The sequence below is a fragment of the Thermosynechococcus sp. HY596 genome, assembly GCF_030518715.1.
GTDB lineage: Bacteria > Cyanobacteriota > Cyanobacteriia > Thermosynechococcales > Thermosynechococcaceae > Thermosynechococcus.
This window is the reverse complement of record NZ_CP130346.1, coordinates 193,113-207,530: the sequence shown is the minus strand read 5'-3', so window position 1 is coordinate 207,530 and position 14,418 is coordinate 193,113. Positions and strand designations below refer to the sequence as shown.

Annotated in this window: 12 protein-coding genes; 2 read left to right on the top strand and 10 right to left on the bottom strand. The window is 55.3% G+C overall.

The genetic code is table 11. The features are described from left to right. Nucleotides 1–39: 39 nt before the first annotated feature. Complete coding sequence (locus QYC28_RS01005; protein ID WP_149817355.1) at nt 40–963, bottom strand: DUF928 domain-containing protein; 924 nt, start codon at nt 961–963, stop codon at nt 40–42. A gap of 156 nt (nt 964–1,119) precedes the next feature. On the opposite strand from QYC28_RS01005, the gene QYC28_RS01000 reads away from it, so the two are divergent. After that, nucleotides 1,120–1,857: a 7-carboxy-7-deazaguanine synthase QueE gene (locus QYC28_RS01000; RefSeq protein WP_190278288.1), complete on the top strand. Its 738-nt coding sequence runs from the start codon at nt 1,120–1,122 to the stop codon at nt 1,855–1,857. Between the two features lie 13 nt (nt 1,858–1,870). On the opposite strand, the gene QYC28_RS00995 is transcribed toward QYC28_RS01000, so the two are convergent. The 6 genes from QYC28_RS00995 to QYC28_RS00970 form a co-directional block, all read right to left on the bottom strand. Continuing rightward, on the bottom strand, nt 1,871–3,055 hold the full coding sequence (locus tag QYC28_RS00995; protein WP_149817350.1) for a hypothetical protein: 1,185 nt from the start codon (nt 3,053–3,055) through the stop codon (nt 1,871–1,873). Between the two features lie 166 nt (nt 3,056–3,221). Then, the gene (locus QYC28_RS00990; protein WP_302679701.1) at nt 3,222–4,067 is read right to left on the bottom strand and encodes a bifunctional diguanylate cyclase/phosphodiesterase; all 846 of its coding nucleotides are present in this window, start codon (nt 4,065–4,067) and stop codon (nt 3,222–3,224) included. Nucleotides 4,068–4,591: 524 nt separating this feature from the next. Further along, entirely contained in the window at nt 4,592–5,587 is a 996-nt protein-coding gene (gene cbiB, locus QYC28_RS00985) for an adenosylcobinamide-phosphate synthase CbiB (RefSeq protein WP_149817345.1), read from the bottom strand. Between the two features lie 38 nt (nt 5,588–5,625). Further along, complete coding sequence (locus QYC28_RS00980; protein ID WP_302679700.1) at nt 5,626–6,696, bottom strand: Fe(3+) ABC transporter substrate-binding protein; 1,071 nt, start codon at nt 6,694–6,696, stop codon at nt 5,626–5,628. 65 nt (nt 6,697–6,761) lie between these two features. Beyond that, a complete protein-coding gene (locus tag QYC28_RS00975; RefSeq protein WP_149821575.1) occupies nt 6,762–7,109 on the bottom strand; it encodes a hypothetical protein in 348 nt (115 codons plus the stop codon). A 53-nt stretch (nt 7,110–7,162) separates the two neighbouring features. Continuing rightward, nucleotides 7,163–7,495 (bottom strand): hypothetical protein, encoded by a 333-nt coding sequence (locus tag QYC28_RS00970; protein ID WP_149817341.1) that lies wholly within the window; start codon nt 7,493–7,495, stop codon nt 7,163–7,165. Nucleotides 7,496–7,871: 376 nt separating this feature from the next. Between QYC28_RS00970 and QYC28_RS00965 the strand changes: the two genes are divergently transcribed. Next, nucleotides 7,872–9,386 (top strand): pyruvate kinase, encoded by a 1,515-nt coding sequence (locus QYC28_RS00965; RefSeq protein WP_302679699.1) that lies wholly within the window; start codon nt 7,872–7,874, stop codon nt 9,384–9,386. Between the two features lie 19 nt (nt 9,387–9,405). Here the strand turns inward: QYC28_RS00965 and QYC28_RS00960 are convergent, their stop codons facing one another. The 3 genes from QYC28_RS00960 to QYC28_RS00950 are packed head-to-tail and all read right to left on the bottom strand — an operon-like array spanning nt 9,406 to nt 14,340. Beyond that, nucleotides 9,406–10,647: an efflux RND transporter periplasmic adaptor subunit gene (locus QYC28_RS00960; RefSeq protein ID WP_286626211.1), complete on the bottom strand. Its 1,242-nt coding sequence runs from the start codon at nt 10,645–10,647 to the stop codon at nt 9,406–9,408. Between the two features lie 37 nt (nt 10,648–10,684). Further along, nucleotides 10,685–11,620, bottom strand: a complete 936-nt coding sequence (locus tag QYC28_RS00955) for a DNA polymerase III subunit delta' (protein ID WP_149817335.1) — start codon at nt 11,618–11,620, stop codon at nt 10,685–10,687. Then, a complete protein-coding gene (locus QYC28_RS00950; protein ID WP_149817333.1) occupies nt 11,617–14,340 on the bottom strand; it encodes a CBS domain-containing protein in 2,724 nt (907 codons plus the stop codon). Before QYC28_RS00950 ends, QYC28_RS00955 begins: the two co-directional genes overlap by 4 nt. Between the last annotated feature and the right edge of the window lie 78 nt (nt 14,341–14,418).

Sequence of the window (14,418 nt, the reverse complement as noted above, 5' to 3'; positions counted from 1 at the left end):
GGGGTCAGCCAACCGCCCTCAATATCGGCACAGGGGCAGCTATCGCAACAGCGGCATATTAACAATTTGGGGATCAATACCGGCACTCTTGAGCACATCTTGCCACTGCTGTTTGATGGCAGCATCATTGGGATTGCTTTGCTGCAACTCCACAAGGGTTGCCAAGGTATCGTTCCAGAGTTGACTGGTGGCCAAAAGGGGCAGGCGATCGGCTGGCGGCATGGTGGTAATCACCTGGGCAAGGTTGCTGTCTAGCTCGGCCCGCTCAATCCAGCCCGTCACAAAGGGATTGGCATCGGGTTCATTGGGCTTACAGGTGAGGGAGAAGATCCACTGGTATTTTTGCCCCGGTTGTAGCTTCGCCTTACTGGCATCCACTGTCACAGGTAAAATGCCGGCCTTACCATTCAGGGGCACTTGTTGGGTGAGGAGCAGATCGCCAGCTTCTGAGAGCAGCATCAGTTCCGCCGATTTGGCCGTGCTTTGGGGAACAAAGAAAAAGAGACTGGGATTGGCCGCAGCGGTCATCCCCAAGTTGTTATCGGGCACAAGAGCGACAATTTTTGTCAGAGAGCCTTGGGTACATTCACCAAAGCGGGTGGCGCCTGCGATCCGTTGCCCTGGCATGCCGCGATTTGGGGGTACAAAGGTGAGACGGTTACTCGATTGGGCAGCGTAGCGATCGCGAGCAATATAGGCCTCGACATTACTCATCGCTGTGAGGGCATAGCGGTTACCGGGGCGCAGACTGAGGGCACGGCGGAAATTCACCAAGGCGGATTGATAGTCGCGTTTGGCGGTGAGTTGATACCCCCGCTGCATGTAGCGATCGAACTCACTGGCTTCCCTAGGGGAAGTTTGGCCAACAGCAGGTAACGATGGCAAAATAACTGGCAGGGCACCCATCCCCATTGCCAAGGTACCGACAAGCAGCCACGAAAGGCCAAAACGGTGGGCAGACATAGCACTTACCTACTGAACACGCTAACTATCTTTAAGGTACTATCGGAAAGAACGCCCGATTGTGATCAGGCTTGCACATCCCCTGTGATTTCTGTAAAAGAGCAGCAAACTAACGATCAGTTCTCCCTTGCACCGATCACGCTTCCCTTGGTGGAGATGTTCTCAGCGATTCAAGGGGAAGGCGCTAATGTGGGGTGTCGGCAAATTTTTATTCGCTTGGCGGGTTGTGATCTCCGCTGCACCTATTGTGACAGTGCCCACACATGGTTTGTTCCCGCCCATGCCCTAATTGAAGCACAAGCGGGCGATCGCCACTTTCAAACCGTACCCAATCCCGTCACTGCCGCCCATATTCTCGAAGCCGTACAGCAGCTCAATACTCCCCCCATCCACGACAGTATTAGCCTCACCGGCGGCGAACCGCTGCTCCATGCTGCAACACTGGCACCATTTTTGCCCCTCCTCAAAGCCCATAGCTCCCTGCCCCTCTACCTTGAAACTGGCGGACACCATCCAGAAGCACTGGAGCAAATTCTTCCCTATCTCGATAGTGTCGGCATGGACATTAAGCTCCCCAGCGTCAGTGGTGAGTGCCATTGGTCAGCCCATGAAGCCTTTTTGCGCCTGTGCGATCGCGCCCCTGTCGAGGTCTTTTGCAAAGTAATTATTTCCCAAACCACCGACCCTGCCGATCTCGATTGTCTCAGTGCCCTTGTGGCCAGCGTCAATCCCCATATCCCGGTCTTTCTCCAACCTGTAACGCCCGTAGGTACCGGTCGCTGTACCCCCCCACCCACCCCGGAACAACTCCTCAGGTGGCAAGCGCAATTGAAGGCACAGCTGACCCAAGTGCGCGTCGTCCCCCAAACCCATAAATATCTCGGCCAGCGCTAGGGGTATTTTTTAATCACTTTTTGATCAAAATGTAGGCACGGACATAATTGGGGATGCGACGGGCAGCCGCTTGGTAGGTAGCACGGTCTGGAAAAATTCCCGCTAGAAAGTCCAACTGATAGAGATTGGGCATAAAGGCTCCTCCTGTATCGGCAATCACACCGAGGCGCAGTTTAGGCTGACCGCCTTGGGTATCTTCAACCACAATGACTCGCCCAAGACCGATATTCCAGACATCCCCCGCAAAGGTGACTTCAGGTTCAATGTTAATTTTGTTCTCAATGGTGCTGCCGTAGCCCTTGATGGCGGCCACTTGGCGAAAGTACCAATAGCGTTGCTGCTCGTAGGGGGAAAGCCCCTTGACGAAGGGAATATCATTATTGCGATCCACATTGAAAAAGGCTTCAGTGCCATCGGTAAATTGCACCAGAATCGTCCCCTGCATCAGGGCATCCTCAAGCCCTCTCCTCGTCAAGTAGGCCAAAGGCTTCACCCGTCCATAGAGGGAGCCACCCGGTTCAAAAATCCCTTTCAGTACCTGTTGCTTTGTCAGTTGCTTATAAAATAAGTCCTCGCGTTGATCGGGAACATGGGGCGGCAGAGCATAAAGCGCCGTATTGTACGTCTCTGTGCGGGTGCGTGATCCGCGATGGGTAAATACCGCGTAGTTGGTGAGGCGCAATTCCTCAGTTTGATTTGGATTGCGGGGATTGTGGGGCAGCCATTGAATGACGCGAAAGTGCTGATTAATAAATGCGGGATCTTGCAAACGAATTGGGCGCTTGCGGCTAATATCCTCCGTGAGCGTTGCAATCATGAAATCTAGGGTGTCGAGGACTTGGGGCAACGTCACCCCCTGAATCGCCAGAATGCCCTCCCGCTGGGTAATGGGGTCTGTGTCACTAAAGTCTTGAAAATACTGGCGAGTGCTACGCAACACTTGCAGCAGCTTCATCGGGGCGGTGCTAATGCGGTGGGCGGGCAGGGGGCGATCGCGAAACAGGTTCCGCCCATCCACTTGAAACTGGGGCTGGCCAAACTCATCCAGCGCGGTGTACAGAGGAGATACAGCCACAGGGGACGTTGTAACTGTTGCAGATGCTTCTACTGGTGCTGAGGGAACCGTTACCGCTTGACAGCCCACTGCCAAAAACATCAGACTCAGACGACTTGCCGCACTCAGCCAATAGAAACGCATAAGTAGACCTTGAACATGCTTAGCCTGCACTCCCTAATCCTCGCATCGCAGATGGGGGTTAAGGCGCGGCAATGTAGGGAAGCGGAGTGGCCAATCGATTCATCATCCTAACCTTATGTGGAAAACTACACAAGGGATGCTGCTCTCACACCTATGGGAAGTGTCGTCATCTCAACCGCATTTGAGGAATTGACCAGTGGATCACTTGGGAATAGGGAAGTGGCTCTGTGAGCAGGTAGCCTTGAGTGGCCTTACAGCCAAGGTGGTGGAGGAGTTGCCCTTGCCCCCAAGTTTCTACACCTTCGGCGACAGTGGGAATCTCTAAACCGTTGGCTAAGTCAATAATGGCTTTGACAATTGCTTGGTCTTGGCGATTGCCTGCAATCTCAGTAATAAACGAGCGATCAATTTTTAGCCCAGTGATCGGGAATTGTTTCAGATAGTTCAGTGAGGCGTAACCAGTGCCAAAATCATCCAGCGTGATCCCCACCCCAAGGGCACGCAACTCTTGAAGGATTAACTGCGTTCGTTGGACGTGATGGATGGCCGTGGTTTCTGTAATTTCCAAGGTGAGTAATTCGGGAGGAAGGTGGGCGTTCCGCAGGCACTGGCTGACTTCTTCGACAAGATTCATGTGCAAAAACTGCCGTGCCGACAGGTTTACCGCTATTCCTACGCCAGCTAATCCCTGTTGTTGCCATGCTTGGCAGTCGCGACAGGCCTGTTGGAGAACCCAGCGGCCAATAGCAAGGATCAGACCATTTTCTTCAGCAATATCAATAAAGTGTTTGGGATAGAGCAAGCCCTGCCGAGGATGGTGCCAGCGCAGTAATGCTTCAATGGCGTGAATTTTGCCTCTTGTGAGATCCAGTTGGGGCTGATAGTAAATTGAGAGTTCGCCGCGTTCAAGGGCCCCATGGAGATCGTTTTCAAGGCGCAGGAGTTCCGGGGCAAGGGCATTGAGACTATTGGTGTAGAACTGATACGTGTTGCAGCCTGTTTCCTTCGCCACGGTGGTGTACTCTCACAGGAAAAGAGAAACCCCAAGAGTTGATCCATCAATTGGGTGAGGCGCTGCGGATTTTCGGCGAGGGGACTATGGCTTGGCTCATGCTGCAGAAAGGCAACAATGAACCCGGATGCCGATGCCGTCTCCCTGAGGGGAACCATGGTGAAGCAGAGTTCGCGGTGGCAACCTTGCAGGGGCATTTGCTGGTGCCAACACTGGTCCAAAAAGGTTAGCAGTGCTCCATCCTGAAGCAGTGAAGCTACGGAGAGGTGATTCCCCAAAAGCTGCTGGCCAATGCTGTTGGCGCTAATGACTTGATATTGGGGTGGGCGGGTGGCAGAAACACCAATCAGTAGTAGCCCTTGGGCACTATAACTAAAAAGAATCTCCAACAGGCGATCGGTCATGGAGAGGGAGGAAGCGGCCAGTGTCTGGCCTTGCAGAGGAGAGGGCTGAACCACGGCCACTGTTTCTAAATTTTATTTCTTAATCCATCTACTCTAAACGACTCTGGCCAAGATGAATTGCTAAATGGAAAACACTTTATGCCACACCAAAACGATGCCGCCTGTGGCTGTAAGGGTGATCAGGTAGAGGGAACGGCTGAGCCGCAGAGCCGCAATAATCGTGCCTTGATCAATGGGGTGCAGCGGTTCTCCTAAAAAGGGTTTCACTTTCACCGTGCCGCGATAGGTATTCGTACCCCCCAGCCGTACGCCAAAAGCAGCTGCATAGGCACACTCACTCCAACCGGAATTGGGACTGGGATCCTTGGGCGCATCCCGGCAACACCACTGCCACACTCGCTGCCACTGCCCGGAGCAAAGGGCAACCAGAAAGACGAACCACCGACAGGGCAACCACGTGAGCACATCATCGGTTTTGGCAGCAAACCATCCCCAGTGGGTGTAGGGTGGCTCGCGATAGCCAATCATTGAGTCCAAGGTACTGGCAGCTTTGTAGGCCATCACGAAGGGCAGGGGCGTCAGTTGAGGCACCCACAGGGTGGCGATCGCCCCATAAAAGAGTGGCGCCATCATGCCATCGGTGGTATTTTCACTGACGGTTTCCAGAACCGCCCGCAGAATCTCAGGTGCCTCTAGATGGGCAGTCTCGCGACCCACATACTTGGCCAAGGACTGGCGTGCCCCCTCAAGATTGCTAGCCGCCAAAGGTACCAATACCTCTGCCGCTGCATCCCGCAGACTACGACCCGCAAAGCCACTGGCCGTGCCCACGACTGCAATCCCCCAACCGAGGAGGGGCGAAATCCTCATCCCCAGTGCCACCACCCCCCAACTGATGAGGGCAGAACCTAGGATTAAGCTCAGTGTCAGCAGCGCCCCCCCCAACCGCTGTCCCCAAACTGGCCAGCCTTGGCCATAGTTGAACCCGTTGCTAAGGGATTGAATATACGCTCCCATCCAGCGCACGGGATGCGGCCAGCCCCAAGGATCCCCAAGGCCAAAGTCAAGGAGGGCAGCAGCCAGAAGAATCGTGTAGGCAATGAAGGGGCAAGACACAGGAACGATCAACGGGGGCGATCGCTCATTTTAGAACCTTAGCGCCACCCCGCCCGATCCATGAGCCGCAGAGCCTCGGCATTGTTGCGGCCAAACACTGCAGCATTGACATTTTGGCCACGGAAGTTGCCAAACTGGCGCACAACCGGATGCAGGGGTACCCCGGCGCGCACGGGATATTCAAAGTTGGCCATGGCAAACATTTCCTGCGCCCTAGGACTCACTAAGTATTCGAGAAAACGAATGGCCGCTTGCCGGTTGGGGGCACCCGCCACCACGCCGCCACCGCAGATATTGACATGGGCACCGCGATCGCGCTGATTTGGGAAGAACAAACCAACCTTCTCAGCAACTGCGCGGTCTTCTGCTTTATCTGAGGCCATTAATCGAGCGAGGTAGTAATGATTTGTAATTGCAATACTTCCAACACCCGCTGCACAAGCGCGAATTTGTGCGGTGTCATTTCCCTCTGGGGGTCGGGCAAAGTTGGCAACCAATCCCCGCACCCACTCTTCTGTTCTTTGAGGACCATGAATCGCCAGCAGTGAGCCTACCAAGGATTGGTTATAGACATGGCTGGAGCTGCGTGTGAGGATCTGCCGCCGCCACCTAGGATTGGCCAAGTCTTCGTAGGTGGAGAGTTGGTTGGGATTCACTTTGGATTTATCGTAAATCAGGACACGCACCCGCCGCGAGAGACCAAACCAGTGTCCTTGAGGCTCCCGTAGGTTGGCTGGCACAACGCTATTGAGTACCCTTGACTGAATCGGCTGCAAAAGACCGGCCTGCTGGGCTCGCCACAAGCGACCGGCATCCACCGTAATCAACACATCGGCAGGACTCCGACTGCCCTCACTGCGAATCCGTTCAATTAGGGCATCAGCCTCAGCTTCAATGAGATTGACCCGAATGCCAGTTTGCTCGGTGAAACCGTTGTAGAGGGCTTTGTCAGTGTCGTAGTGCCGTGCTGAATAGACATTGATCACACCCCCTGCCTGCCGCTGTTGGGCATAGCTCGATTCTGCTTTTTGGTTCCAGAGGTGGTGGGCGACATAGGCCGTTGCCCCAGCGCCCATGCCTAGGAGTACACGGCGACCGACTTTCTGCATAATTGAGAATTTCTCCTAAATCCAATCTGAAAAATATTCTAGGACGATGGCTTCGTTTTTGCAATTTAGTTGCAATAAGTTAAGTCTTTGCTGTACCACCACTGGCGATCGCTAGGGGATAACTCCACCCAATAGAGCGTAATCACCATCATTGCCCCCGTTTCGAGGTGGCGCACCCAATAGCTGGGATGCCGTTTTGTGGCACTGTCGAGGACAAGCCGCCGCCCAATGCGCCGCCAACTGGGTTCTTTGCTGCGCCAAGCGATGCGGCAACAGGGCCACGGTAACTGCTCGCGGTCAAAAAGGCGACAACAGGCACCGACCACTTCATAGCTAAAGGAATAGCCGGGACTGTAGAACTGAGTCCCACTCCCTAAGACCGGTGGTTGTTCTATGGTTGAATCTAAGCCAATCAAGGGGATGCGCTAGCGTGCAGGCCAGCTTCTCAGTGTATCAGGAATCCCCCCTAGGGTTCTTGGGCGGCAATCAAAAGGGCACAGCAGCTAAATCCGACCACAAGGGGGAACAAGGACTGCAGCCAGCCACTCAAGCCCGTGGTGACTAGGGCGATCGCCAGTGCCAACATCTGGAGGCGGCGTTGCTGCGGCGATGGAGCCGTCGGCAGTTCAACGAGTTGCAGTCCCTCAGTGGGCAAGGGCAGGGGCATCACGCCGCCAGGGGGAAATGCCCAATACTGGTACTGCTCAATAAAGAGATCTGTCCAGCCATGTTCTTGGCACCAGGCCACTGCGGACTGATAAGAGTATTTGAGTAATTGCAACGAAGGATGACGATCCATAGGGGCACTGGTCAGGGCAAGACAATGAACATCTCTATTGAGAACATAACAGAACTGGAAAATCGGTTTGGAACCCTTGTAGTAACTCTTAATCCTTTTGCTTAGGAGAAAATTAAGATTCCCGAAAGAGGTCAGCAGATATACTGAAAGATAGATAGAGTTGTGCCAGAAAGCACAACGGTTCCTACACAACTGTTCGTTGCAGCCGAGTGATGTAAAGAAGTGTTTATTTATGTTTTGCAGTGAGGGGTATTGTTAAGCCATCAATAAATGGTTTTCAACAATCATTAAAATTTCCTCAAACCCTTATTAAGTCTTGCTTTGCCATGAATCCAAACCAATCATGAAATCCCTTAAAACCATCCAGGAGGCGGTCATGTTGCTGGAGGCACCGACTGTACCAGTTTCCCCCATTGCCTTGCTCCATAGCCTGTTAGAACTGCGGCAGGAAATTACCAAAGAAGGGGAAGCCCGTTTTCAACAGTGGCAATCAAAAATTAAGCGATCCGAATTTATACCTAGTGCCCGCAATCTTGCCTACTATTTGGCCTTGCGCTGGCGGGATCTACGGGCAATTCAAATGGCCTTGATGCCTTGGGGGTTATCGTCCTTAGGGCGGATTGAGTCGCGGGTGCTCCCCAATTTGGATGCGGTGATCAATACTTTGGGCGCCCTGTGCCATACCCATGAGTCACTGCCCCCCCGCCCACCCTTAGATGCCTTTTTTGCGGGCGATCGCCAACTGCGCCGCCAGACGGAAGAACTCTTTGGTCCGATTCGGGGCAAACGCCATGGGCGCATCATGGTGACCCTGCCCCCTGAGGCGGCGACTGACCCCCAATGGAGTATTACGCTCCTGCGCAAGGGGATGAACTGTGCTCGGATCAACTGTGCCCACGATGACCCCGCCACTTGGGAAGCGATGATTGAGCACCTGCAAGCGGCAAGCCACATTACGGGTCAACCCTGCAAAATTCTCATGGACTTGGGGGGGCCAAAACCCCGCATTGCCGACATTTTTCCTGAGGTGGTGCGCCTCCACGGCGGCGATCGCCTGCGCTTGACTACAGCAATTTGCCCTGATGGCGGAGAAATACCGCAATTCACCTGCTCCTTGCCAGAAATTTTGCCGCAATTGGAGGTGGGGCAGCGGATTTGGATTGACGATGGTCACATTGGCGGTCGCATTGTCAGCAAAGATGAGCAAGGGGTGGAACTGACTATCACCCACTGCAAAGAAGGACAGCGGTTGAAAGTGGCCAAAGGCTTAAACTTCCCCGATAGTGATTTGCGCCTGTGTCCTCTGACCGACAGCGATCGCGAGCATCTGGCCTTTGCTTGCCGCCATGCCGACATCATTGGCTACTCCTACGTCCAGTCCGCCGAGGATATTGCCCTACTGCAACGGGAACTGGAGCATTGTTGTGGCGATCGCGCCGACCAGATGGGCATCATTGCCAAAATTGAGACCCCGAAAGCAATTCGAGCACTGCCAGAACTGATCATCCAAGCGGCGGGTCGGCAACCCTTTGGCGTCATGATTGCCCGGGGTGATCTCGCAGTTGAAATTGGCTACCAACGCTTGGCAGAAATGCAGGAGGAAATCCTCTGGCTCTGTGAAGCCGCCCATGTGCCCGTGGTTTGGGCGACCCAAGTCCTTGAAAACTTGGTGAAAAAAGGCGTGCCCTCCCGTGCAGAAATCACGGATGCAGCGATGGCGGAGCGAGCGGAGTGTGTCATGCTCAACAAAGGCCCCTATGTGGGACTGGCAGTAGATATCCTCGATGATGTTCTTGCCCGCATGGAAGCCCACCAGCAGAAGAAAACACCGCAACTGCGGGCACTGCACTCTTGGCGTCCCTATGAACCCACGGCGATTGTCCACCAATAAACCCTAGAAGCGACGGTCATTAGCCCTCAGAGAGAATGCTGGGGCGAATTTTATCCCCGTCCCGCAGGGGTCGACCCGAACGGACGACATAGCGATCGCCGGCATTCAAACCACTGAGGATTTCTACTTTGCCCTCCCGCCGTTGGCCTAGGGTGACCTGCCGCTCCTGCACGCGATCGCCAACCACCACAAAAACGCTGCCTTGCCGTGAGGATAGTTGCCCCGCCTCAAAACCACTGAGGGCGGATTGCGGAATCATCAAGCGCGGCGCATTCGCTCCTTGGAAGGCCACCCGTGCCAGTAAACCACTGCCCAGGCGTTCATCGGCATTGTCAATCACGACTTCCACAGGAATCAGACGGGCAGCGGCGGCGGCAGGTGAAATTCGCGTAATCCGTCCTTCATAGGTGCGGTTGGGCACGGCATCAAACGTCACTGTTGCCCCTTGGCCGGGAGCTAATCTCGCTAATTCCCGTTCCGAGACTTCCACAACAACTTTGAGTTGACGAATATCGCCAAGGCGAAGAACTTCTCCCCCCGGTTGCAGTAGGTTGCCCACTTCTGTCAGTCGCTCTAGCACCACGCCATTGAGGGGCGATCGCAGGAGGGCTTGATTCAACCGTGCCCGTGCCTGTTGGACAAAGGCGGTTTGGGCTTGGACTCGTCCTTGGGCAACGGCCACCCCCTGTTGGGCGGTCACCACCTCTGCTTCACGAGACCGCAGTACCTGCCGTGCTGTTTGCGCCGTTGTGCGTGCCTGTTCCGCTGCTTGCGCTGAGACGGCACCATCCCGCAGCAGGGTTTCAAGGCGGCGGGCGTCACTTTCCGCCTGTTGGAGGGTAAGACGGGCTTCTTCGACGGCTGTACGGGCGCGATTGACGGCGGCTTGGGCTTGGATCACCTCGTTGCGACGGGCAGCCAGTTCTGCCTCTGCTTCAAAGACGGCATTTTTCAGCACAATGGGATCCACCTCTGCAAGGAGTTGCCCCGCTTGAACGCGATCGCCCACATCCACGCCAAGGCGAATCACTTGACCTTCCACCTGCGATCGCACCATCACTTCACGGTAGGGGCGAGTGGTACCTGTCAGGGTTGAGCCTGTTTCCAGCCGTTCCAAGCGTGCCACCGCCACATCAGCAGCGACCCCTTCCCTTTCTGGTCGCGCGACTGCCGGTGATTCTAAGCGATTTATTGCCGACTGGCACCCCCCCAAGAGCACCGCGATCGCGATCGCCCCCAGCCATTGTTGTTTCGCCATCATCTGTCTATTTATCTTCCCAACTGCTGCCGATAGCCTATCACACCGTCCCCAACTGCATCAGTAACACCTCCCAGACAAGGCGAGGCTGAACGTACTGCTGCAAATACTGACGGGCACGCTCCAATTGCTGAAGCATAGACACCTTCTGCGGGAACGATCCCCCTTGCCAAATTTGCTGCTGCATTAGACCGAGGAGCCAGAGCTGTCGTTCCACATCAAGGGATTGGCTAATATCTCGTGCCAATTCCAAAGCAGTTTGTAAAGGGAGGGGTGTGGTCAGTTGTTTGCCGAGGTGGCGGAACGGCTCAGGAATCTCTCGCCATGTTTGCCACGCTTGCAGAACTGCTCCTGGGGAGCCAGCTCCTAGGTCAAAGAGGGCGGGGCTAACCTCCTGCCAAAATTCAGGGGGGGCGACCTGTCGCAGAACCTGCTCCAGATCCGAACGATTCAGGGGATAGAAGGGAATTTTCTGACAACGGGAAACTATCGTATTCAAGAGCGCTGACGGACTGGGAGCAATGAGGATCAACGTGGCACGCCCCGGTTCTTCGAGGGTTTTTAGCAGGGCATTGGCGGCAGCTTCGTTCATGGTTTCAGCTTGGGTCAAGACCACTAGCGATCGCGACGCACGCATCGGCGGTTGGCTGAGGTGACGGCTGAGTTGGCGAATTTGCTCTAGACGAATCTGGGGGGCACTGCGGGGAATCTCCTTCTCAGCGGCGACGAGTTGGCGACGGGTGTAGAGCGTCCCTTGGATACTGTAGGTGGGTTCAATCCAGAGGACATCCGGGTGGTTGCTGAGATCCTTGGCCTCGTTGAGAATCGCTTGCAGAAAACAGCGGGCAGTGAGGGCACGGCCTACCCCTTCAGGTCCAACAAAGAGATAGGCGGGGGCGAGTCGCTGGCGATCGAGGGCATGGGTCAAGAGTTGAACAGCGGTTGGCTGACCAATGACGGAGCGAAACCAATTCATGGTTTGGGGAAATGGGCTTTAACATAGGCAATGGCACTGGGGCGATCGCTGACAAGGCCATCAAGCATTGCCGATCGCAGGGCAAGGAGAATTTGCCGTAACTGCGGTCCGCGAGGATAGCCCAACTGTTGCAGATCATGGCCATTTAGGGGCGGCTTTTGCAATCGCCAATGCCAGAGATACTCCCGCAATAGGGCGACATCCCCTAAATCAGCTTCGCTACCTTTTGCCTGCTGTACTGCGGCCAAAAGCACAATGATGGGTAGGGGCTGACGCTCTAAAAATTCACAGTAGCGACTGCGCTGTTGCTGGCTCTGCCGCAATCTCTGCCACTCCTGTTGGCATTGAGGAAAAGTGTCCAGCCACTCACAGATATGCTCCCCCAGTTGCAGTTGACGGGCGATCGCCTCCGCCGTGGGGACAGTCACAATCAAGGCCAAGAGTTCTAGCTCCCACAGGGGAAAGGTTTGCCACTCTCGCCGCTCAGGAATCTCTGGCCACCACTCCCACACTAGTCTGAGGCGCACCTTGGCCGCCTGATCAAACTTCACTTGGCGATCTAAACACTCAAGGGCACCCAATTCCGCGAGTAACGTCAAGGCACGCTCACCGCCAAAGTGTTCCGTTGGCGCAAGGGGGAGTTCAAGGATGTGGCGCAGTTCATTGCGCAGCCGACTTTGCAGGGAAGGCCGTTTTGAGGTGGGGCGATCGCGGGTGGCAAAGACACCGCTGGTGAGGGCATATTCAATATATTGGCGGGTTTGCAGCTCCAGTTCAAATCCCAGACGCACAGCAAAACGCACGGCTCGAAAAATCCGCGTCGGGTCTTCAATAAAGCTATTGGGGTGGAGCACCCGAATCAGTCGCCGCTGCAAATCCTCCCGTCCGCCAAAGAAGTCCAGAACCTCCCCGTGGCGCGGTGGCGTCAGGCGCATAGCAAGGGCATTGATGGTAAAGTCGCGGCGGTAGAGATCTTGGCGAATCGAACTGGCGGCCACTTCCGGATGCGCCGCCGGATAGGGATAAAACTCACTGCGGGCGGTGGCAATATCCACAGCAAACCCGGCTAAGGGCAAGGCCTTCGGCCAGTGGAGCGCCGCGGTTTGAAACTGGCCATAGATTTGTAAATCCGTCTCTGGGTAAAGGTCATGGAGCGCTTGTGCCAAATGCACGCCAGCAGCTTCCTCCTGTTGCACCCCATCCACCACCAAATCAAACTCCCGTGTCGGTAAATGGTGATTCCCTTGGGCAATGGCCAACAGCAGATCCCGCACGGCGCCACCCACAAGGTATAGTTGCCAGCCGCGTTCCTTGGCGATCGCTGCCGCCCGTTGCAGTAGCGCCCACAGTTGCTCCGGCAGCCGTTGTTGCAGTGCCTCGTAAAGATTTAGGGTTGGCAAGGGGCAGACCGTTTCCGTTTCGCGGCTGAGGGCATAGAGGTGGCGCAGCACATCGGTACGGGTGACAATTCCCACAAGATCACCTTGCTCATTCACCACCGGTAGCCGCCCAATATCGTACTGCACCATTAGGGCTTGAATCTCTGGCAGTGGCGTTGTCGGGGAAACCGTGCGCACCGGTGCTTTCATGTATCCTTTGACCGGGGCATGGGCAAAGCCGTGGTGCAGCGCTACATCCAAATCTCGCCGTGAAATAATCCCCAGCAGTTCCCCTGCGGCACTCACCACCGACAGACCAGAGTGGCCATAGCGCAGCAAGACGCGGTGGGCATCGGCAATGGGGGTTTCTGGACGTACTGTTCGTACGGGTGAGGACATGAGTTCTGCCGCTGTTGGCGGATGGGGAATCTGTGCTTGAAGCGCTGTAAATATCTCTTTGAGCACCGCCTCTGGCTGGTCTGTGGTCATCGTCACTGCGGCGGCTTGGGCATGGCCACCCCCGCCAAGGGGAGCCAGCAAATGGGCAACATTGACATTGGGAATTTGGCTGCGGGCAATAATGGCGAGATGATGTTGGCGATAGCAGTGGCCAAGGAGAATGGCATCGCATTCACTGAGATCCGCCAATTGGGTGATTAACCGCGAGAGGCCGGGGAGATACTCCGCTGTGTGCAGCAGTACCCAGCCCAGCCGATAGCCCTGATAAACCACTTGCTGGAGATTTGCCCACGCCTGCTGCAAATAGGGTTGCAGATCTGCACTCAAGCCAGCCTCGGAATAGGTGGCGATCGCCCGCTGATTGGCCCCTTGGCTCAACAGCCACACCAAGGCCTGCACATCCCGCACCGTGGTTTGCTCAAAGGTCAAGGAACCCGTATCGGCGTGAATCCCTAGGGCGAGAACCGTTGCTTCTGTGGGTGTCAGGCGAATCTCTGCGGTCTGCAACTGTTCGCAAATAATGGTGCTGGTTGCCCCCACGGGTTCTAACCATTGCTGCTGGGGGACAATATCCCCCGTCATCTCTAAATGGTGATCGTACAGGCCAATTTGGACTTGGGGTTGATCCAGCCATCCTGCGGCTTGCCCCAATTGGCGGCGCCACTGTGTATCCACCACCCAAATCTGGCGCAATTGACGGGGGTCAACGGCTCTTGCTTCAATGAGGGGATATTCATCGCGATGGTAGGCCAAAAATTCCCCCACCTTGGGATGGGTTCCCCCAGTCAAGACAATTTTGGTTCCCGGATAAAGGCGTGTGACACCGACGGCTGCCCCAAGGGTGTCAAAATCAGCAATTTGATGACAAAGGACAACATTCATCAGAACTTCCGCAAGGGGGCGGTGGCGAGAGTTTTCAACTCCCCTGTATCCAGTCTGCGGCAAGTTGTGTTCCAGCAA

Excerpts from the sequence above, each read along its gene's own strand:
- QYC28_RS00965 (WP_302679699.1), top strand. The coding sequence starts at position 7,872 with ATGTTGCTGGAGGCACCGACTGTACCAGTTTCCCCCATTGCCTTGCTC.
- QYC28_RS00960 (WP_286626211.1), bottom strand. The coding sequence starts at position 10,647 with ATGATGGCGAAACAACAATGGCTGGGGGCGATCGCGATCGCGGTGCTC.
- QYC28_RS00955 (WP_149817335.1), bottom strand. The coding sequence starts at position 11,620 with ATGAATTGGTTTCGCTCCGTCATTGGTCAGCCAACCGCTGTTCAACTC.
- QYC28_RS00995 (WP_149817350.1), bottom strand. The coding sequence starts at position 3,055 with ATGCGTTTCTATTGGCTGAGTGCGGCAAGTCGTCTGAGTCTGATGTTT.
- QYC28_RS00970 (WP_149817341.1), bottom strand. The coding sequence starts at position 7,495 with ATGGATCGTCATCCTTCGTTGCAATTACTCAAATACTCTTATCAGTCC.
- QYC28_RS01005 (WP_149817355.1), bottom strand. The coding sequence starts at position 963 with ATGTCTGCCCACCGTTTTGGCCTTTCGTGGCTGCTTGTCGGTACCTTG.
- QYC28_RS01000 (WP_190278288.1), top strand. The coding sequence starts at position 1,120 with ATGTTCTCAGCGATTCAAGGGGAAGGCGCTAATGTGGGGTGTCGGCAA.
- QYC28_RS00950 (WP_149817333.1), bottom strand. The coding sequence starts at position 14,340 with ATGAATGTTGTCCTTTGTCATCAAATTGCTGATTTTGACACCCTTGGG.
- QYC28_RS00980 (WP_302679700.1), bottom strand. The coding sequence starts at position 6,696 with ATGCAGAAAGTCGGTCGCCGTGTACTCCTAGGCATGGGCGCTGGGGCA.